Here is an 18,788-nt window from a genome sequence, read left to right on the forward strand (position 1 = left end):
CCTGCGGCGGAGGCCGATTGTCAGTGGGGGGTCCTACCGTTTTCCCATGACCCGAACCGTGCAGGCCCTGGCCTACTCACGTCCGTCCGCCCTGGCTTCCTCACAGGCCGGTCAGTTGCTCGGCCTGGAGACCGCGGGCGGCTCCACGCCGCGTGGCTTCGAACCCCATCCCCGGTTCTTCGAGGGCTTCCTCGCCTCGCCTCAGATCGCGGCCCGCGGGCTCCTCTGCGTGGCGGACGTCGCCGCCGCGCGCTATTACCAGCGGACCCTGCTGTCCTCGCTGGACCCGGTGGTGACGGGCAACGGCGACCGGCTGCGCTTCGAGTCGTTCTCCGGATGCTGCGGGGTGTACGCACGGCTCGACGTGCTGAGTGAAGGTTTGGAAGGGGTCGGAACGGGTCACGGCACGACCAATGTGGATGTGAACAATCCGCTGCGGGAGGCCCTTTCGCGGATAGCGGGTGACGACCCGCTGCATCTGCGGGTGGGCCCGCAGGAGATGGCGGTCACCACGATGGACGGTCCAGTCGTGGAGAAGAAGGTCCCGCTGCCGAACCGATGGCTGCGTGGCTTCGCCGAGGCCCAGGTGGCCTCCGCCGCCTTCGATCTGCGGGCGGAGCTCCCCGCCGCGGAGGCCGTACGGTTCCTGCGGTCGCTGCCCAGGTCGTCCGGACCTGCCTCGCGGGGCGCGCAGTGGGTGGTGCCGGTCGGACAGACCCTGCGCCCCACGACCCGGCCGGCGGCCGGCGCCGTCTGCCTCCCCGGGCCCCAACGGCTGGTGACATTGCAGCGGGTCCTTCGGTACGCGTCGGCGCTGCGCGTGTACGGGCCGGTGGCCGACGGCGCCGCCACCGCGAGCGCCTGGGAGGTGGTGCTGCCCGGAATGCGGCTGACCCTGACGCTGTCGCCCGATGCCTCGCGCGGCTTCTCCGGTGAGGGCGGGGTGCTGGAGGCGCTCGCCACGGACGACGCCTCCGCCGATGCCGAGCTGGTCTCCGTCCTGCTGGCCTGGGAGCCCCGGATCGAACCGGACCGGCTGGCGGAGCAGGCGGGCCTGCCGGTGGAGCGGGTACGGGCCGCGCTCGTCCGGCTGGGCACGGCCGGGCGGGTGGGGTACGACCTCGCGGACGCGGCGTACTTCCACCGCGAGCTGCCCTACGACGCGGACCGCGCCGAGCGGCACAACCCGCGGCTGGTGGCCGCGCGGCAGCTGGCCCGGGAGGGCGCGGTCGTCCTGGACGGCGAGGTCGCGGCGGTGCGCTCGGGCGACCAGCGCTACCAGGTGCGGGAGCGGTCGGGCGCGCTGAGCTGCACCTGCCAGTGGTGGGCGGACTACCGGGGCCGCCGCGGCCCGTGCAAGCACGCGCTGGCCGTCCGGATGGTGCGCCGTGGCGCGACGGTCGCCGGAGGTGCGCGATGAACACGCTGATGGACGCGGTACGAGAAGGGCGCCTGGACGACATCCGCCCGCTGCTGGCCCGGTTGGACCGGGGGGAACGCAGAGCGGCGCTCGACGAGTTGAAGGTGCTGCGCAAAGAGGCACGGGGCTGGTCCTGGGGCGAGCGCACCAGAGTCCGCAAGGCCGTGCTGGTGGCCGGCGCGGCCTGCCACAACGGGGCGGCGGGCTGCGCGGCCTGGCTCGGTGCCAGGGACATGCGTGACTGGACGCATTCGCCGTACCCATGGGTGCTGGAGGTGCTCGGCGACCGCGATCCGGCCTGGCTCGCCGACCTCGCCCGGCGGCTGGCCGCGCGCGCCGTGGAGTCCGATGCCGAATACCGGCTCGTCGTGGAGCTGTCCCGCAGAGCGGACTGCCCACTGCCCGCGTCCGACGGCATGGTCCGTGCCTGGGCCGAGCGGGTCAACGGTACGACGTGGCGGTCGGAGCCGCGGGTGCCGCTCGTCGACGCCCTGCGGGCGGACACCCATCTCGACGTGCTGGTCCCGCATCTGCTGACCATGCCGGAGCTTCCGTCGGCGGTGGCCTGGGTCGACAGCCGCTCCCCCGCCGGGTACTGGCCGGCCGCGCTGACCGCTCTCGCGGCGCGGGGTGTGCTCGACCGAGGCACCCTGCTCGACAGTTGCGTCACGCGTCTGCTGCGCGGCGGGAAACCCATCGATCTGCGCTTCTGCCTGCTGGTGCTCCGTGGTCTCGAACCCACGGCTCAGGAGGAGGCGGAGCGGGCCGCCGACTGGATGGCGATGGCGGCCGACGCCCCGTCGACGGTGGCCGGACACGCTCAGGAGGTACTGGCCCGGCTCGACACGCAGGGTGCGCTCTCCCTCCGGCAGCTGGCCGAGGTCTCCGGCGCGGTGCTGTTCCGCACCGAGAAGAAGCTCGTGCGCGCCCAGCTGGTGCACCTGGGGAAGGTCCTGCGCCGGGACCCTTCGACGGCCGACGAGCTGCTGCCGGTGATCGCCGAAGTCTTCGCGCACCCCGACACCGATACGCAGGAGCGGGCGCTCAAGCTGGTCGCCCGCGCTCTTCCCGCCGCCTCCCCGGCCGTGCGGGAGGAAGCCGCCCTGATGGCTTCGCGACTGGGCCCGATGCAGCGGCGATCCGCCCTCGCCGTGTTCGGGGAGCTGCCCTCGGTCGAATCGGCGGGCGGCGCCTACGAAGAGATCCTGCCCCCGCCCCCGGTTCCCCGCCGGCTCGGACCCGCCCCGGTCTCCCTCGCCGAGCTGACCGAGGAGGTGGTGGCCCTGCTCCGGTCGGCCCCGGACGACGTCACCGCGTTCGAACGGGCACTGGACGGCTTGATCCGGTGCGCCCACACCGGGCGGAAGGAGCTGGCCGAGGCCCTGGAGGGCGCGCTCGGCGGACAGTGGTGGGCGTCCCTCCCCCGGGACGAGGTCGACCGGCGTATGTCCCGCGACCACGACGATCTGCACATCGTCACGGCGTCCCTGCTCGGGCGGATCTCCCAGCGGGCCGTGCGCGACGGACAGGCCGGCCGGTCGGCGGCGGGCAGCTGCTGTCACGCGGCGCTCGACGGAATCCTGTACGCACGTCTGTGGGAGGCCGCCGCCGAGATACGGACCGGCCGGCTGCCTCATCTGCTGGCCACGCCCACCTGGGACACAGGCACCATCGACGCGCCGGAGCTGGTCGAACGGCTGCGCCGTTACCAGGCGCTGGGGGTCACGGCGGCGCCGGTCGACTTCGCTCAGGCCCTGCTGCGCGTGAGGCGCACCGGCGAGGAGGAGGCCGCCGCCCAGGCTGCCGCGCTCGGCACCGCCGAGGGCGACCGCCTGGCGGCCTGGCTGCGGGAGGACGAGCCCGTGGCGGCCGTGGTCCCCCGCCCGGTGGCGACGGATGTGCCCGTCGCCCGGGACTGGCTGCGGCAGACGGTGACCGAGGTACGACGCCGGCTGCTGGCCACGAGGGAGAACCGGGTCGTCCAGCAGAGGTTCCCCCGCGCCTTCCACTGGCTCGGGCGCCCGCACTCGCCCCGCAATCAGCGCTGCTACCACTGGGACGTCTGGTCGCCGCGCTGGATCGCCACCCTGCCCGAGGACGGTGAGACGCTCGCGGCCTGGCTGCTGCCCTCGGTCACGACGTGCGTGGAGGAGCAGCGGGGCGGGGGCCGGCTGCTGCCCGCGCTCGCCGAGGCCGGTGGACCCGCGGCCGGGGCGACGCATCTCGCCCTCGGATACGGGCTGGGCGCGCGGTACGCGGAGGACCGGCTCGCCGCGGTGGACGCCCTGCTGGTTCTCGCCGCCCGGGGCCGGCTCGACGCGGAGCTGCTGGGCAGCGAGCTGACCGCGCTCCTCGAAGACGAGGCGGTGAAGGCGGGGCGGCTGGCGGACGCGGCGCGTACGGCAGCCGATACGGGCGCGTACCGGACCGTGCTGTCGGTGCTGGTGGCGGTGCTGCCCGCGTTGCTGGCCCGCGAGCGGGCGCCCCGGGGCCTGAGCGATCTGCTCGCCGTGGCCGCCGAGTGCGCGGAACGCTGTGGCCCGCCGGCGAGCGGCCCGGTCCCGGGTCTCGCCGCAGTCGCCGCACGGGGCGGGACGACGCAGGTGGTGCGCCAGGCGATACGCCTGGAGGCAGCCTGCACGCCGGAGGCGGCCTGACGGCGTCGGACGGACGGGCCGGCCAACCGGCCGGGGGCGGCAACCGGCCGACGCCCGCAACCGCCGGGGCGGCACCGTTCCCCGGGGCCACACCACCGGGTGCCGCCCCGGGCCGGCACCGCAGCCGCAGCCGCGCCCGCACCCGCACCCCGCACACCCCCGTCTCTCCGCTCCGTCGAATCACCCGGCCAACTCGCCCCAAACCGACGATAGGCCGCTGAATGGGCACTTAACCCATCGGTCACAGAGCGTTCGTGATCAGGCAACACGGTGCGGTCACAGTGGATGCCATGACTGATGTGACATCCGCGAAGAGTGCCCGCCGCCCGCACCACTGGCGGCGGGACCTGATCGAACTCGCCGCGCTCTTCACGGCGGTGGCCGTCGCCGACGCGATCGCCAACCTGATCGGGCACCAGCCGGACGGACCGTATCTGCTCATCGCCTCCGCCGTGGCGCTGACCGCGACCGCCGCGTTCCACACCTGGTGGGCACGGCGTCACAGCCACGCGCCCCCGGCCGACGTCCCGAACCCGGACCCGAACCCGGACCTGACCCCGGCCACAACCCCGGCCACAGCCCCCGGCGCGGTCGGCACCGGCATCGGCACCGCCCCCGGGGACACCGTGCTGTGGCGGATGCGGACCACCGTGCGGGACGCGCCGGGCAGCCTGGCCGCGCTGTGCACCGTGCTGGCCCGGCACGGGATCGACATCCTGACCCTCCAGACGCACCCGCTGGCGCAGGGCACCGTCGACGAGTTCCTGCTGCGGGCGCCCGCCTCGCTGCCCGCCCAGCAGCTGAGCCGGGCGATCTCCGCCGCCGGGGGCCGCTCCACCTGGACCGAGCGGGCCGACGCCCACGACCTGGTCGACGCCCCCACGCGGGTGCTCGGCCTCGCCACCCGTACCGCCCTGGACGCCGCCGAACTGCCCCTCGCGCTGCGTCAGCTGCTCGGCCGGTGCACGATCCACTCGCTGCCCGCCGTGTCCGTCACCGGACGCGCCACGGGCGAGACCGCACCCGTGGAAGGCGTCCTGGAGAACACGTCGATGCGGCTGCGCGACCCGTCCGGCGGGGTCATCACCGTCGAGCGGCCCTACCTCCCGTTCACGCCCACGGAGTTCGCGCGGGCGCGGGCTCTGGTGGAGCTCGATGCCCGGCTCGGCCCCCGGGTCCCGCGCGGCGAGCAGGTGCTCACCCTGCCCGAGGGCAACGAGATCACCGTGCGCCGGGCGGACCGTGCCGACCTCGAAGCGGCCGTGGCCATGCACGGGCGCTGCTCCGAGCAGACCCTGCGGCTGCGCTACCACGGCCCGGTCCGCGACGCCGACCGCTACCTCGACCACCTGCTGAGCCCGCGCTTCGGCCGCACCCTGGCCGTGCAGACGGCCTCCGGAAGGCTGGTCGCCCTCGGACACCTGCTCTGGGACGGCGACGAGACCGAGGTCGCCCTGCTCGTCGAGGACGACTGGCAGCGCCGCGGCATCGGATCCGAACTGCTCGCCCGGCTCGTGGCGCTCGCCGTCGAGGCAGGCTGCGACAACGTCTACGCCGTCACCCAGGCGTCGAACACCGGCATGGTCGCCGCCATGCGCGCGCTCTCGCTGCCGCTCGACTACCAGATCGAGGAAGGCACCCTCGTCATCACCGCACGCCTTGACGCGCCCCCGGCGCGCTCCCTGCCGCCGTACGAGCAGGCCGAGCGCTGACGCTCCTCGCCCCGGGCTCCTCGCCGCTCAGGGCCTGGCACAGGTCGGCCCACAGGTCCTCGACGTCCTCAAGGCCGACCGACATGCGCAGCAGCCGGTCGCCGACGCCGGAAGCCTGCCGGTCTCCCTCGTCCACGATGCGGTGGCTGATGGAGGCCGGGTGCTGGATGAGGGTGTCGACACTGCCGAGGCTGACGGCGGGTGTGATCAGCCGTACCCCCGCGATCACCTGGTGCGGGTCCCCGTAGACCTCGAACGAGACCATGGCACCGCCCAGTTCGGGGTAGTGGACGCGGGCGATCCGCGGGTCGGCGCAGAGCCTGCGGGCGAGTTCGGCGGCGCTCGCGGAGGCCGCCCGGACGCGCACCGGCAGGGTGGCGAGGCCGCGCAGCAGCAGGTAGCCGGCCATGGGGTGCAGGACGCCGCCGGTGGCGAAGCGGACCCGGCGCAGCACAGCGGCGAACTCCTCGTCACAGGCGACGACCCCGCCCATCACATCGCCGTGACCGCCCAGGTACTTGGTCGCGCTGTGCAGCACGATCCGGGCCCCGTGCTCGACGGGCCGCTGGAGGACCGGAGTGGCGAAGGTGTTGTCGACCAGCAGCGGCACGGAGCCGCAGGAGTGCGCGACGGCCCGGATGTCCACCTCGGCGAGGGTCGGGTTGGCGGGCGTCTCCACGATCACCAGGCCCGTGTCGGGCCGGATGGCGTCGGCGATGCCCGCCGGGTCCGTCCACGTCACCTCGGTGCCGAGGAGCCCCGCGCCCAGGAGGTGGTCGCTGCACCCGTACAGAGGGCGTACCGCCACCACATGGCGCAGCCCCGCGCTCGCGCGGGCCAGCAGCACGGCGGTCAGCGCGGCCATTCCGCTGGCGAAGGACACCGCGCTCGCGGTCCCTTCGAGGCGGGCCAGGGCCGTCTCGAAGCGTGCGGTCGTCGGGTTGTCGAGCCGTGCGTAGACGGGCGGTCCGTCGAGGCGGGCCCCGGTGGTGGCGAAGGTGTCGATCCTCTCCGCCTCCGCCCTGGAGTCGTAGGAGGGGTAGGTGGTCGACAAGTCGATCGGCGCGGCGTGCAGGCCGAGGGCCGCGAGGTCGTCGCGCCCGGCGTGCACGGCTTCGGTGGCGAGCGCCCGGGACGGGGTTGTCGTCGCGGACGGCAGCGCGGATTCGGTGTCCATGGCCGTACTCTGAACGCTCGCCGGGACCAGTGGCCCCATGCCCGTGCTACGTTCGGCGAATGACCGAATCCGTCGTCCTCGACACGGTGGACCTGCATATTCTGCGGCTGTTGCAGAACGACGCCCGGACCACGTACCGGGAGCTGGCGGCCGAGGTCGGCGTCGCTCCCTCGACCTGTCTGGACCGGGTGACCCGGCTGCGCCGCACGGGTGTCATCCTCGGGCACCAGCTGCGCCTGGACCCGGCCCGGCTCGGCCGGGGTCTTGAGGCGCTGCTCTCCGTGCAGGTGCGTCCGCACCGCCGCGAGCTCATCGGGCCGTTCGTCGAACGGATCAGGTCGCTGCCCGAGTCGCGTGCCCTGTTCCATCTGACGGGCCCGGACGACTATCTGGTGCATGTGGCGGTGGCGGACACCGCGGATCTGCAGCGGCTGGTGCTGGACGAGTTCACCTCCCGCCGCGAGGTCGCCCGGGTGGAGACGCGGCTGATATTCCAGCAGTGGGACTGCGGCCCGCTGCTCCCGCCCCTGCCGGAAGCGGCCGGGCAGGCAGCCGGTCCGGCCGCGGGGCAGGTCCGTCCCGCCGATTGATGGTGACGTGGGCCCCCTCGCCGTACGAGGATGTCCACATGTCAGACTCTTCCAGCAGCGCGCTGCCCCGTCAGGTCGCCGACGCCTACGTCGACGCATTCATCGAACTCGACCCGATTTCCGGCACCTACCTCGGTGTCGCGGCAAGCTCGCGCCGCCTTCCCGACTTCTCCCCCGCCGGCCAGGAGCAGCTGGCCGCGCTGGCCCGGGACACCCTCGCCCGGCTCGACCGCGCGGAGCAGCTGCCCGGCGCGGCGGAGGACTCCGAGCGCCGCTGCGGCCGTCTGCTGCGCGAGCGCCTGACGGCCGAACTCGCCGTGCACGAGGCCGACGAGGCTCTGCGGGCCGTTTCCAATCTGCATTCCCCCGCCCACTCGCTCCGTGAGGTGTTCACGGTGACGCCGACCGAGACGGACGAGGACTGGGCGGCCGTCGTGGAGCGCCTGCGGGCGGTCCCGGCCGCTCTGGCCGGTTATCAGGAGTCCCTCGCGCTCGGTCTCGAACGCAAGCTGTACGGCGGCCCGCGCGCCACCGCCACCTTCGTCGGGCAGCTCGACGAGTGGGTCGGGGACGGTTCGAAGGGCTTCTTCCAGGACTTCGCCGCCGCGGGCCCGGACGCCCTGCGCGCGGAGCTGGACGACGCCGCCGCCCAGGCGGCCGGGGCCCTGGACGGGCTGCGGCAGTGGATGCGCGAGGTGTACGCCCCCGCGGTCGAGGGCGAGCCGGACACGGTGGGCCGTGAGCGGTACGCCCGCTGGTCGCGCTACTTCAACGGCACCGACCTGGACCTGGACGAGGCGTACGCGTACGGCTGGTCGGAGTACCACCGGCTGCTCGCGGAGATGAAGACCGAGGCCGAGAAGGTGCTGCCCGGCGCCGGGCCGTGGGAGGCGCTGGCCCACCTCGATGTGCACGGCAAGCACATCGAGGGTGTGGACGAGGTGCAGGCGTGGCTCCAGGGCCTGATGGACGAGGCGATCGACGCCCTGGACGGGACGCACTTCGAACTGGCCGAGCGGGTCCGCCGGGTGGAGTCCCGGATCGCCCCGCCCGGCGGCGCCGCCGCCCCGTACTACACGGGCCCGTCGGAGGACTTCTCCCGGCCCGGCCGCACCTGGCTGCCGACCATGGGCGAGACCCGGTTCCCGGTGTACGACCTGGTGTCCACCTGGTACCACGAGGGTGTGCCCGGCCATCACCTCCAGCTCGCCCAGTGGGCGCACGTGGCGGAAAGCCTTTCGCGCTACCAGGCGTCCATCGGCATCGTCAGCGCCAACGCCGAGGGCTGGGCGCTGTACGCGGAGCGGCTGATGGACGAGCTGGGTTTCCTGCCCGACGCGGAGCGCCGGCTCGGTTACCTGGACGCGCAGATGATGCGCGCCTGCCGGGTGATCGTGGACATCGGCATGCACGTGGGTCTGGAGATCCCGGCCGATTCGCCGTTCCACCCCGGTGAGCGGTGGACGCCGGAGCTGGCCCAGGAGTTCTTCGGCAACCACAGCGGCCGGCCCGCCGACTTCGTGGAGAGCGAGCTGACCCGCTACCTCTCGATGCCGGGCCAGGCGATCGGCTACAAGCTGGGCGAGCGCGCCTGGCTGCTGGGCCGGGAGAACGCCCGCGCGGCGCACGGTGACGCCTTCGACCTCAAGGCGTGGCACATGGCGGCCCTCTCCCAGGGCCCGCTGGGTCTGGACGATCTGGTGGACGAGCTGTCGAAGCTCTGATCCGCCGGCGGCCGGTCCCCGGGCGGTGTCCGGGGACCGGCCGGCGTCAGCAGCCGCAGCGCCCGGCGTCGGCCGGGGCGGTGAGCGGATCGGCCGCGCGCCGGCCCTCGCCCTCCCGTGTCTCGTACCCGAAGCCCTCGCGCGCCCAGTACTCGAAGCCGCCGAGCATCTCCTTGACCTGGTAGCCGAGTCGGGCGAGGGCGAGTGCGGCTCGGGCGGCGCCGTTGCAGCCGGGCCCCCAGCAGTAGGTGACCACCGGCACGGCGGGGTCGAGGAGGTGCGGCGCCCGTTCGGCGACGAGCGCCGTCGGCAGGTGCACCGCTCCGGGGATGTGCCCCTGGTCCCAGGACTCGGCGGAGCGGGAGTCGAGCAGGACGAATCCGGGGTCGCCGCCGGTGTGCAGGGCGGCGGCGACGTCCGAGACGTCGGTGTGGAAGGCGAGCGAGGCCCGGAAATGGGCGACCGCGTCGGCCGGGGCGGCGGGCGGTACGCGCAGGACGGGGTGGGTGGCGGTGGCGCCTGGCTGGTGGCTCATGCCGGAAATCTACGGTCGGCCGCCCCGGCCCGGAAGGCGTGATCCCCGGCACCCGTCTTGATCAGCCGTGGATTCCACGGTTGTCTGTCCGCATGAGCGACTATTCACCGGACGCCACCGACTGGCGCATCCTCGATGTGCTCCAGCGTGAGGGCCGGGCCTCGTTCGCGGAACTCGCACGGGCGGTGGCCATGTCGCCGAGCGCCGTGACGGAGCGGGTCCGCCGGCTGGAGGAGGCCGGGATCATCAGCGGGTACGCGGCCGTGGTCGATCCGGAACGCCTCGGGCTGCCGGTCCTCGCCTTCGTACGGCTGCGGTATCCGAACGGCAACTACAAGCCGTTCCACGACCTCCTGGAGACCACGCCGGAGGTCGTGGAGGCCCATCACGTCACCGGCGACGACTGCTTCGTACTGAAGGTGACGGCCCGCTCCATGCGGCATCTGGAAGCCGTCTCCGGGAAGATCGGCGCGCTCGGCTCCGTCACCACCAGCGTCGTCTACTCCTCGCCCCTGACCGGGCGCCCGGTCAGTCGCTGAGCCCGTCGGCGGCCCGCAGCCGCACGGCCGATCCGTGCCGCTCCTTCACCACTTCGAGCTGGACGGGGATGCGGCGGCGCAGGTCCGCGACATGGCTGACGATGCCGACGCTGCGGTCCCGTTCGCGCAGCGAGTCGAGCACGTCGAGCACTTCGTCGAGGGTCTGGTCGTCGAGGCTGCCGAACCCCTCGTCGATGAAGAGGGTGTCCAGCCGTACGCCGCCGGCCTCGTCGGTGACCACGTCGGCGAGGCCCAGCGCCAGGGCCAGCGAGGCGAAGAACGTCTCGCCGCCCGAGAGCGTCGCCGTGTCGCGCTCGCGGCCGGTCCAGGCGTCGATGACGTGCAGGCCGAGCCCTGCCCTGCGGCCTCCGGTGCGGGCGTCGGAGTGGACCAGCTGGTAGCGGCCGGAGGACATGCGCCGCAACCGGGCGGTGGCGGCCGCCGCGACCTGCTCCAGCCGGGCCGCGAGCACATACGACTCCAGGCGCATCTTGCGCGCGTTGTCCGCCGACGTGCCGGCGGTGAGCCCGGCGAGCCGTGCGACCCGTTCGTGCTCCTCGCGTACGGGCCCCAGCGCGCGCACCTCGTCCGCCGCGCGGCGCGAGAGCCTGCCGAGTTCGGCGCAGCGCTCCCGGGCGGCGTCGAGGCCGGCCGCGGCCTCCCGCAGCGCCCGCTCGGCCCGGTCGTACGCCTGCCGGGCCTCTTCCCAAGCGGCCGGCGGCCGGTCGGCCGCCGCGCGGGCGCCGGTCTCGGCGAGCCGGTCGGCGACCGCGGCCGCCTCGGCCTGCCAGGCGTCGATCCGGTGCTGGAGCGTACGCTGGCCCGCCTCGTCCAGGAGCGTCGCCGCGGCGGCCCGGGGCGTGTCGAAACCGGCCCGGAACGCGGCGTCCGCGAGCCGGTCGTCGGCCTCCTTGAGCCGTGCCGCCGCGCTCTCCTCCTCGCGCACCGTGCCCGCCGCCTCCACGAGGAGGGCGACCCGTTCCTGGAGGACCGCGGTGTGCTCGGCGACGCTCGCGTAGCCGGCGCGGGCCCGGTCCAGCATCTCGTCCAGGGCGGCCTGTTCGCTGTCCAGTCCCTCGCGCCGGGAGGTGCGGGCGGCGGCGCGGCGGTCGGCCTGCTGCCGGTCGTCGGCGCGGCGGCGCTGCTCGCGTTCGGCCGCCGTCAGGGCCTCGCGCGCGGCATGCGCCCCGGCGGCGGTGCGGTAGGCCTCGGTGTGCTCGCCGGTCAGCGCGTCCACGAGGGCGGCGAGCGCGTCCACCGTGGGCCCGGCGGCGTCCGCTTCCGTCGCGGTCTCGGCGCCGTCGGTTCCGGCGGCCTGCGCGCGGGCCGCTTCGTGCCGCTCCTGTACGACCGCGAGTGCCTGCTCCGCTTCGGCCCTGGCCCGCTCGGCGCTCCGGTGCGCGGTCTCGGCCGCCTCCTCCGCCGCCCGGTCGACGTGTCCGTCGCCGGCGCGGGCCGGGGCGGGGTGGTCCGCCGAGCCGCACACCGCGCAGGGCTCGCCCTCGGCCAGGCCCCGGGCCAGTTCGGCCGCGATGCCGCGCAGCCGGCGTTCACGCAGGTCGAGCCGGTGCTCGCCGGTCCCGATGGCGTGTTCACGGGCCTCGGCGAGCCGCTCCCCCGCGGCGGTCACCTGTGTGGCGAGGGCGTCGCGGCGGCGCGCCGCGTCCAGACGGCGGCGGGCGGGGTCGAGCCGGCGGGCCAGCGCTTCGGTACGGGTCGCGGCCTCCAGTGCCGCGTCGATGCGGGCCTGGAGGTCCTGCCGGGTGGTCTCCCAGCCGGCGAGCCAGCTCTCGGTGTCCCGGATCAGTTCGTCGTCGGCGGCGGCCTGCCGTTCCAGAGCGGCGCGTTCGCCGTCGATTTCGGCGTTGCGGTGTTCGGCGCGACGCGCGGATTCCAGGCCGCCCAGTTCCTCGCGGAGCCTGCGCTCCAGGGCGGTCAGCTGTTCGGCCCCCGCGTCGGCCAGTGTGTCCGGCAGCCGCCCCCGGGAGCGGTCCCGGGCCTCGTTCGCCCTCCGGGACGCGCGCTCGGCCTCCGTGCGCAGCTCCAGCGCGGGTGCGACGAGGTCGGCCTTGCGGGCGCGCCCCAGCCGCTCCCGCGCCTCGTCGTGCGCGGCGCGCCCGGCCTCCACGGCGTCCGCGCGGCGGCGGGTCTCGGCGTACCGCTCCTGGAGCGCGGCCAGTTCCCGTTCGGCGTCCAGGGCGTGGCGGGCCGCGGTGTGCCGGCTCTCCGCCGTGGCCAGCACCGACTCGGCGATGCCGAGGCGTTCGCGGGCGCCGCAGCGGGCGGTCGCGGCCCAGCCGAGGACCGCGTCCGCGAGACCGGGTTCGCCGGGCTGGGCGTCGGGCAGCGGGGACTCGTACGCGGCCGGGCCGGCCGCCTGGGCGATGCGCTGGGCGAGGGCGAGGATCTGGTCGTCACCGGCCCTGACCTGGGCCTCGGCGGCGCGGCGCAGCTCGGCCAGGCGTTCTTCGACGGCCGCGAAGCGGCGGGTGTCGAAGAGTCTGCCGAGAAGCCGGCCGCGTGCCTCGGCGTCGGCGCGCAGGAAGCGGGCGAAGTCGCCCTGCGGCAGGAGCACGACCTGGCAGAACTGCTCGCGGCTCATCCCGATGAGCTGGGTGATCTCCTCGCCGATCTCCTGGTGCGAGCGGCTGAGCGCCTGCCACCCGTCCTCGGGGTCGTGGGCGCGCAGCAGGCTCTGTGCCTTCTCCGTGGTGTGGCCGCCGCCGCGCTTCTTGGGGCGGGGCTGGGCGGGGCGCCGGGTGATCTCCAGGCGCCGTCCGCCGACGGTGAGTTCGAGGCGGACCTCGGTCGGCAGGTCCGCGGGGGCGTGGTCGCTGCGCAGCGAGGTGCCGGGGCCCTGCCGGGCGCCGGGGACGGCGCCGTACAGGGCGTAGCAGACGGCGTCCAGGACGGAGGTCTTCCCCGCGCCGGTCGGTCCGTGCAGGAGGAAGAGACCGGCGGTGGAAAGGGCGTCGAAGTCGATCTCCTGGACCGTTGCGAACGGGCCGAACGCGGTGATGTGAAGGGTGTGCAGCCTCACCGGTTCACCTCGCGGACGCCGTCCTCGACCCGTACGTGGTCGAAGGCGCGGCGCAGCACCGCCCGCTCCTGTTCGTCGGTGCCGTACCCGCCGCGGACGTGGGCCACGAAGTCCTCCGCGATGTTCTGGTCGTCGCGTCCGCGCAGGCGGCCGGCGTAGGAGGTGTGCGGGTCCTCGGGTGCCTGGTCCGGTTCGAAGACGAGGCCGAGGGTGTGGGGGAAGCGCTCGGTGAGCCGGGCCATCGGGTCGGGCGGGCGGACGGAGTCGGTGAGCGTCGCCTCCACCCACGCCTCCTCGTGGCGGTCCAGCGCCGGGTCCTCCAGGAGGTCGTCGAGCCGGCCGCGGAGCCGGGCGAGGGAGCGGGGCACCGGGCAGTCGATCCGTTCGCCGGTGACCGCGCCGTCGGCGTCCAGGTCGATGAGCCACATGGTCTTGCGGTGGCCGGCCTCGGAGAAGGAGTACGCGAGGGGGGACCCGGAGTAGCGGACCCGGTCCGTGACGGCCTGGCAGCCGTGCAGGTGGCCGAGCGCGGCGTAGTCCACGCCGTCGAAGACCCCGGCGGGGACGGCGGCGACGCCGCCGACGGTGATGTCGCGTTCGCTGTCGCTGGGCTCGCCGCCGGCGACGAAGGCGTGGGCGAGGACCACGGACCGGGTGGATGCGGGGCGCTCGGCGAGGTCGGCGCGGACCCGGTCCATGGCGGCGCCCAGCACGGCCTCGTGCCCGGCGCGCTCCGCCTTGAACACGTCCTTGACCAGGGCGGGTTCGAGGTACGGGAGCCCGTAGAACGCCACGTCTCCGTGCGCGTCCGGAAGCAGGACGGGGGTGGCGCAGTGCGCGGGGTCGGTCCGCAGGTGGATGCCGGCCCGGCCGATGAGCCCGGCCCCGACGCCGAGCCGGCGGGCCGAGTCGTGGTTGCCGGAGATCATCACCGTCGCCGCTCCGGCCTCGGCGAGCCGGTGCAGGGCGTCGTCGAAGAGCTGGACGGCGCCGAGCGGGGGCACCGCCCTGTCGTACACATCACCCGCCACGAGCACGACGTCGACCTCGTGCGCGTCCACGGTGGCCACCAGGTGGTCCAGGTAGGCGGCCTGCGCGTCGAGCAGGGGGACCCGGTGGAACGACCGGCCCAGGTGCCAGTCCGATGTGTGCAAAATCCTCAAGACCCGGCTCCGACCCGCATGGTTCGCTTCCTCCGCCCCTGTGCCCTCACGCCCCACAGTCTCCCATCACCCGGGGAGCGGCGGGGGCGGGCAGCCGCGTCAGGCGTCGCCGTACGCCTCGCCGCCCAGTTCCACCCGCGCCTCGCCCGCCGTCGCGTCGGCCAGCCAGCGGCGGAAGTCCTCGATCTCGGCTTCCGGAAGCCCGATCCCGATGGTCACCTCGGCCCCGTACCGCACCTCGCGCACGGTCCTGCCGGTGGCCCGCAGTTCGTTCTCCAGCCGGCCGGCCCGTTGGTGGCCGACCGTGACGGTGGCGAGGCGGTAGCGCCGGCGGGTACGGGTGCCGAGCGCGTCGAGTGCTTCGCCGACGACTCCCCCGTAGGCCCGGATCAGCCCGCCGGCGCCGAGTTTCACGCCGCCGTAGTAGCGGGTGACGACGGCGACGACGTAGCAGACCTCGCGGCGCGTGAGCATCTGGAGCATGGGGACGCCCGCGGTGCCTCCGGGCTCGCCGTCGTCGCTCGCCTTCTGTACGGAGGCGTCTGCGCCGATCACGTAGGCGTAGCAGTTGTGCGTGGCGGTCGGATGTTCCCTGCGGACGCGGGCGACGAACTCCTGCGCCTCCTCCTCGGTTGCCGCGGGTGCGAGCGCGCAGAGGAAACGGGAGCGGTTGATCTCGCTCTCGTGCACGCCCGCGCGGGCGACGGTCCGGTACTGCTCCTGCATCCCGCCACCCTATGCGTACCTGCGGGAATGGCCGGGGCGGGCCGCCGGTTGTCCGGTTCATGTACGCAGACACGGAGACGATCCGCAGGATTCTGGAAGACACCGGCGACACCTGGGCCGTGGTGGGGCTGTCCGCCAACCGTTCGCGCGCGGCCTACGGGGTGGCCGAGGTCCTCCAGCGCTTCGGCAAGCGGGTGGTGCCGGTGCACCCCAAGGCGGAGCGGGTGCACGGCGAACAGGGGTACGCCTCGCTGGCGGACATCCCGTTCCCGGTGGATGTGGTGGACGTCTTCGTCAACAGCGATCTGGCCGGCGCGGTGGCGGACGAGGCGGTCGCGGCCGGTGCCCGGGCCGTCTGGTTCCAGTTGGGCGTGATCGACGAGGAGGCGTACGAACGGACCCGGGCGGCCGGGCTCGACATGGTCATGGACCGCTGCCCGGCCATCGAGATCCCGAGGCTCGGCTAGGACCTGTCGTCACATTCCCGTCTGCCGGCCGGGCGACGACGGCAGTTTGAAGACAGGCCCTAGGACACTTCCGCGCGGACGCCGAGCCCTTCGAGCACCACCGCGCCCGGCAGCGCGGCGAGCGCCTTGCCGGTGACGATGAGCTTGCCGCGGCGCGAGCCGCTGCCGATCAGGACCCACTCCTCGTCCACGACGGCGGAGTCGATCAGCAGCGGCCAGGCGGCCGGGAGGCCGATGGGGGTGATGCCGCCGTACTCCATGCCGGTCTCGCCGACCGCCGTGTCCATCGAGGCGAAACGGGCCTTGCGCAGGCCGAGGTGCTTGCGCGCGACGCCGTTCACGTCGACGCGGGAATGCGACAGGACGACGCAGGCCGCGAGTGTGACCTCGCTGCCGCGCTTGCCCGAGAGGACGACGCAGTTCGCCGAGTGGTTCAGCAGGTCGGCTCCGTGGTGTGCGACGAAGACCGCGGTGTCGGCGATCTCGGGGTCGGTGTCCACGTGGATGACCTGCTCGGCGGGGATGCCTCCCCAGCCCGTGCCCACCGCCTTCGCCACCGGGGCGGTGAGCAGGTCCTGACGGTCGGCGGCGGGGCTGGCGTTCTCGAAGGAACCGATGGGTGCGCGCATGCGCGTCACGCTAACAGCGCCGCTTGCCCGGTCGGACCCCGTATCATCTGACGGGCGGAATGCTCACGGCCATGGTGAGTTCGACCGGTTCGGTGCCCTCGTTGCGGTAGGCGTGCGGGTGGTGGGCCTCGAAGGTGGCGGAGGTGCCTGCGGCCACCGCGTACGGGGTGTCGGCGACGACGAGGGTGAGGGTGCCCGTGGTGACGTGGAGCAGTTCGACCGTGCCCTCGGGGTGCGGGTCGGACCGGCTGCCGTCGCCGGGCATCAGCCGCCAGGACCAGAGTTCGAGGGGGCCCCGGGCCTCCGTGCCGACCAGCAGGGTGGTGGCGCTGCCCGCCTCGGTCGACCACAGGCGTACGGCCTGGTCGGCGGGGACGAGGCGGACCGGGGAGCCCTGTTCGTAGTCGAGCAGCGTGGTGATGCTGACGCCCAGCGCGTCGGCGAGCTTGACCGTCGTGCCGACGCTCGGGTTGGTGCGGGCCTGCTCGATCTGGATGATCATGCCGCGGCTGACTCCCGCGCGGGCGGCCAGCGTGTCCAGGGTGAAGCCGCGCTCACCGCGCCAGCGCTTGAGGTTCCGCGCGAGGGACTGGGTCAGCTGATCGAGGTCAGTCACATTCCGTCCAATATTTTGTATGCCGCCGTCGAGCATCCTGCACTACGGTGTGGTGCACCCAACCGTTCGCCGCACTGTACTGCGAGGCCCCTGATGACAGCACTGTTCGCCCTGGCCACCAGCCTCCTGTGGGGGCTGGCCGACTTCGGGGGCGGTCTGCTGACCCGGCGCATACCCGCGCTCACCGTCGTCGTGGTCTCGCAGCTCATGGCGGTGACGGTGCTCGGCGTGATCGTGGCCGCCACGGGCGGCTGGAGCGAGGCCGGTCCGCGGCTCTGGTTCGCGGTCGCGGCGGGTGTCGTGGGACCGGTGGCGATGCTCTGCTTCTACAAGGCGCTCGCTCTCGGCCCGATGGGAGTGGTGTCCCCGCTCGGTTCGCTCGGCGTCGCCGTCCCGGTGAGCGTGGGGCTGATCGCCGGGGAGCGCCCGGGGCTCCTGCAGTTCGCCGGGGTCGCGGTCGCCGTCACGGGCATCGTGCTGGCGGGCGGCCCGCAGCTGCGCGGGGCGCCGGTGCAGCGGCGCGCGATCCTGCTGACGCTGGTGGCGGCCTTCGGCTTCGGGGCCGTGATGTCGTTGATCGCCGAGGCGTCGGCCACGGTGACCGGGCTGTTCCTCGCGCTGTTCGTGCAGCGGGTCACCAACACGGTGGTGGGTGGCACCGCCCTGTATGCCTCCGTGCGGCGCGGCGGGCGCGCACTGCCCGAAGAGGGCGGACCGGCGATCCGGGCGGCGCTGCCCGCGCTGGCGTTCGTGGGCCTCGCGGACGTCGCGGCCAACGGCACCTACTCGATGGCCGCCCACCACGGCCCGGTCACCGTCGCCGCGGTCCTCGCCTCGCTCTACCCGGTGGTCACGGCCCTGGCCGCGCGGGGCTTGATCGGGGAGCGGCTGCGCGGGGTACAGGCGGCGGGTGCCGGGCTCGCCCTGGTGGGTACGGTGCTGCTCGCGACCGGGTGAACCGGGCGGGCGGTCAGCGCTCTTCGAGCTCGGCGACGGCCAGCAGCTGTTCGGGGGTGACACCCGCGGGGATCGGCACCGGGGCCGGCGTCCGCAGGGGCGGCTGCCAGCCCTTCTCCGGGTGCCAGCTCCGTACGACCCGGGCGGGCGCGCCGGCCACCACGGCGCGGTCGGGCACCTCGCCGCGGACCACGGCGCCGGCCGCCACGACCACGTTGCGCCCGAGGCGTGCGCCCGGCAGGATCACCGCCCCGGTCCCGATCCAGCAGCCCGGCCCGATGGACACCGGCTCCATCCGGGGCCACTGCTTGCCGACCGGCTCGTGCGGGTCGTCGTAGCTGTGGTTGGTCGAGGTGATGTAGACGTACGGCCCGCAGTACGTGTCCGAGCCGATGCCCACCGTCGTATCGGCGACGATGTGGCTGCCGCGCCCCAGCACCACCCCGTTGCCCAGGGTCAGGATGGGTTCGGGGCCCAGGTCCAGGTCGGGCATGAGTCCGGCGGTCAGCGTGACCTGTTCGCCGATGACGCAGTGGTCGCCCAGCTCGATCCAGGGCTCGCCGAAGACGGTGCCCTGCGGGAAGGCCAGCCGGGTGCCCTCGCCGATCCGGGCGAACCGCAGACGGCCGGGCTGCTCGGCGGTGACCGCGCCCGCCTCCCGCGCCCAGCGCCAGCAGCGGTGGACGGCCCCGGACAGGGCGCGCCGCCGCCAGGCGGTCAGCGAGGAGAACACGTCTCTGTTCTTGGGCACGCGCTCACGGTAGTCCGCACCCACCGGGGCGTCGGCGTCACCGGCCTGTGATCTTCACCCCAACAGACCGGTGGCGCCCCGGTAC

16 protein-coding genes are annotated in these 18,788 nt (G+C 74.1%); 8 read left to right on the top strand and 8 right to left on the bottom strand.

What is annotated here, in order from left to right:
* The first annotated feature begins 46 nt into the window (after positions 1-46).
* From P8A18_RS02990 to P8A18_RS03000, 3 genes are all read left to right on the top strand, one after another.
* Positions 47-1,420: an SWIM zinc finger family protein gene (locus tag P8A18_RS02990; protein ID WP_306051516.1), complete on the top strand. Its 1,374-nt coding sequence runs from the start codon at positions 47-49 to the stop codon at positions 1,418-1,420.
* Positions 1,417-4,077: a DUF7824 domain-containing protein gene (locus P8A18_RS02995; RefSeq protein ID WP_306051518.1), complete on the top strand. Its 2,661-nt coding sequence runs from the start codon at positions 1,417-1,419 to the stop codon at positions 4,075-4,077. The genes P8A18_RS02990 and P8A18_RS02995 overlap by 4 nt, the downstream gene beginning before the upstream one ends.
* 290 nt (positions 4,078-4,367) lie before the next feature.
* Positions 4,368-5,789 carry a GNAT family N-acetyltransferase gene (locus P8A18_RS03000; RefSeq protein WP_306051520.1) on the top strand — a complete coding sequence of 474 codons (1,422 nt, stop codon included), beginning with the start codon at positions 4,368-4,370 and terminating at the stop codon, positions 5,787-5,789.
* On the opposite strand, the gene P8A18_RS03005 is transcribed toward P8A18_RS03000, so the two are convergent.
* Positions 5,725-6,966 carry a trans-sulfuration enzyme family protein gene (locus P8A18_RS03005; RefSeq protein WP_306051522.1) on the bottom strand — a complete coding sequence of 414 codons (1,242 nt, stop codon included), beginning with the start codon at positions 6,964-6,966 and terminating at the stop codon, positions 5,725-5,727. The two genes, P8A18_RS03000 and P8A18_RS03005, sit on opposite strands and share 65 nt — an antisense overlap.
* Before the next feature lie 59 nt (positions 6,967-7,025).
* On the opposite strand from P8A18_RS03005, the gene P8A18_RS03010 reads away from it, so the two are divergent.
* Together P8A18_RS03010 and P8A18_RS03015 are read left to right on the top strand one after the other, a co-directional pair.
* On the top strand, positions 7,026-7,556 hold the full coding sequence (locus tag P8A18_RS03010; protein ID WP_306051524.1) for an Lrp/AsnC family transcriptional regulator: 531 nt from the start codon (positions 7,026-7,028) through the stop codon (positions 7,554-7,556).
* A gap of 38 nt (positions 7,557-7,594) precedes the next feature.
* Positions 7,595-9,280, top strand: a complete 1,686-nt coding sequence (locus P8A18_RS03015) for a DUF885 domain-containing protein (protein ID WP_306051526.1) — start codon at positions 7,595-7,597, stop codon at positions 9,278-9,280.
* A gap of 46 nt (positions 9,281-9,326) precedes the next feature.
* Here the strand turns inward: P8A18_RS03015 and P8A18_RS03020 are convergent, their stop codons facing one another.
* Positions 9,327-9,815 carry a rhodanese-like domain-containing protein gene (locus tag P8A18_RS03020; protein ID WP_306051528.1) on the bottom strand — a complete coding sequence of 163 codons (489 nt, stop codon included), beginning with the start codon at positions 9,813-9,815 and terminating at the stop codon, positions 9,327-9,329.
* Positions 9,816-9,907: 92 nt separating this feature from the next.
* On the opposite strand from P8A18_RS03020, the gene P8A18_RS03025 reads away from it, so the two are divergent.
* Positions 9,908-10,354 carry an Lrp/AsnC family transcriptional regulator gene (locus tag P8A18_RS03025; RefSeq protein WP_306051530.1) on the top strand — a complete coding sequence of 149 codons (447 nt, stop codon included), beginning with the start codon at positions 9,908-9,910 and terminating at the stop codon, positions 10,352-10,354.
* Here P8A18_RS03025 and P8A18_RS03030 read toward each other — a convergent pair.
* The 3 genes from P8A18_RS03030 to P8A18_RS03040 form a co-directional block, all read right to left on the bottom strand.
* Entirely contained in the window at positions 10,344-13,394 is a 3,051-nt protein-coding gene (locus P8A18_RS03030) for an AAA family ATPase (RefSeq protein WP_306051532.1), read from the bottom strand. The two genes, P8A18_RS03025 and P8A18_RS03030, sit on opposite strands and share 11 nt — an antisense overlap.
* The gene (locus tag P8A18_RS03035) at positions 13,391-14,557 is read right to left on the bottom strand and encodes an exonuclease SbcCD subunit D (protein ID WP_306051534.1); all 1,167 of its coding nucleotides are present in this window, start codon (positions 14,555-14,557) and stop codon (positions 13,391-13,393) included. The genes P8A18_RS03030 and P8A18_RS03035 overlap by 4 nt, the downstream gene beginning before the upstream one ends.
* A 99-nt stretch (positions 14,558-14,656) precedes the next feature.
* Positions 14,657-15,283 (bottom strand): YigZ family protein, encoded by a 627-nt coding sequence (locus P8A18_RS03040; RefSeq protein ID WP_306051537.1) that lies wholly within the window; start codon positions 15,281-15,283, stop codon positions 14,657-14,659.
* A 59-nt stretch (positions 15,284-15,342) separates the two neighbouring features.
* On the opposite strand from P8A18_RS03040, the gene P8A18_RS03045 reads away from it, so the two are divergent.
* Positions 15,343-15,750: a CoA-binding protein gene (locus P8A18_RS03045; protein WP_306051539.1), complete on the top strand. Its 408-nt coding sequence runs from the start codon at positions 15,343-15,345 to the stop codon at positions 15,748-15,750.
* A gap of 59 nt (positions 15,751-15,809) precedes the next feature.
* On the opposite strand, the gene P8A18_RS03050 is transcribed toward P8A18_RS03045, so the two are convergent.
* Together P8A18_RS03050 and P8A18_RS03055 are read right to left on the bottom strand one after the other, a co-directional pair.
* A complete protein-coding gene (locus P8A18_RS03050) occupies positions 15,810-16,379 on the bottom strand; it encodes a YbaK/EbsC family protein (RefSeq protein WP_306051541.1) in 570 nt (189 codons plus the stop codon).
* Between the two features lie 43 nt (positions 16,380-16,422).
* The gene (locus P8A18_RS03055; RefSeq protein ID WP_306051544.1) at positions 16,423-16,995 is read right to left on the bottom strand and encodes a helix-turn-helix domain-containing protein; all 573 of its coding nucleotides are present in this window, start codon (positions 16,993-16,995) and stop codon (positions 16,423-16,425) included.
* A gap of 93 nt (positions 16,996-17,088) precedes the next feature.
* Between P8A18_RS03055 and P8A18_RS03060 the strand changes: the two genes are divergently transcribed.
* Positions 17,089-17,952 (top strand): DMT family transporter, encoded by an 864-nt coding sequence (locus P8A18_RS03060; RefSeq protein ID WP_306051546.1) that lies wholly within the window; start codon positions 17,089-17,091, stop codon positions 17,950-17,952.
* A 13-nt stretch (positions 17,953-17,965) separates the two neighbouring features.
* On the opposite strand, the gene P8A18_RS03065 is transcribed toward P8A18_RS03060, so the two are convergent.
* Entirely contained in the window at positions 17,966-18,703 is a 738-nt protein-coding gene (locus P8A18_RS03065) for an acyltransferase (protein ID WP_306051548.1), read from the bottom strand.
* Between the last annotated feature and the right edge of the window lie 85 nt (positions 18,704-18,788).

The sequence above is a fragment of the Streptomyces sp. Mut1 genome (assembly GCF_030719295.1).
In the GTDB taxonomy this organism is placed as follows: Bacteria; Actinomycetota; Actinomycetes; order Streptomycetales; family Streptomycetaceae; genus Streptomyces; species Streptomyces castrisilvae.

Bases quoted from the DNA above. Each gene is read 5' to 3' on its own strand.
- P8A18_RS02990 (WP_306051516.1), top strand. From the start codon at position 47: ATGACCCGAACCGTGCAGGCCCTGGCCTACTCACGTCCGTCCGCCCTG.
- P8A18_RS02995 (WP_306051518.1), top strand. From the start codon at position 1,417: ATGAACACGCTGATGGACGCGGTACGAGAAGGGCGCCTGGACGACATC.
- P8A18_RS03000 (WP_306051520.1), top strand. From the start codon at position 4,368: ATGACTGATGTGACATCCGCGAAGAGTGCCCGCCGCCCGCACCACTGG.
- P8A18_RS03005 (WP_306051522.1), bottom strand. From the start codon at position 6,966: ATGGACACCGAATCCGCGCTGCCGTCCGCGACGACAACCCCGTCCCGG.
- P8A18_RS03010 (WP_306051524.1), top strand. From the start codon at position 7,026: ATGACCGAATCCGTCGTCCTCGACACGGTGGACCTGCATATTCTGCGG.
- P8A18_RS03015 (WP_306051526.1), top strand. From the start codon at position 7,595: ATGTCAGACTCTTCCAGCAGCGCGCTGCCCCGTCAGGTCGCCGACGCC.
- P8A18_RS03020 (WP_306051528.1), bottom strand. From the start codon at position 9,815: ATGAGCCACCAGCCAGGCGCCACCGCCACCCACCCCGTCCTGCGCGTA.
- P8A18_RS03025 (WP_306051530.1), top strand. From the start codon at position 9,908: ATGAGCGACTATTCACCGGACGCCACCGACTGGCGCATCCTCGATGTG.
- P8A18_RS03040 (WP_306051537.1), bottom strand. From the start codon at position 15,283: ATGCAGGAGCAGTACCGGACCGTCGCCCGCGCGGGCGTGCACGAGAGC.
- P8A18_RS03045 (WP_306051539.1), top strand. From the start codon at position 15,343: ATGTACGCAGACACGGAGACGATCCGCAGGATTCTGGAAGACACCGGC.
- P8A18_RS03050 (WP_306051541.1), bottom strand. From the start codon at position 16,379: ATGCGCGCACCCATCGGTTCCTTCGAGAACGCCAGCCCCGCCGCCGAC.
- P8A18_RS03060 (WP_306051546.1), top strand. From the start codon at position 17,089: ATGACAGCACTGTTCGCCCTGGCCACCAGCCTCCTGTGGGGGCTGGCC.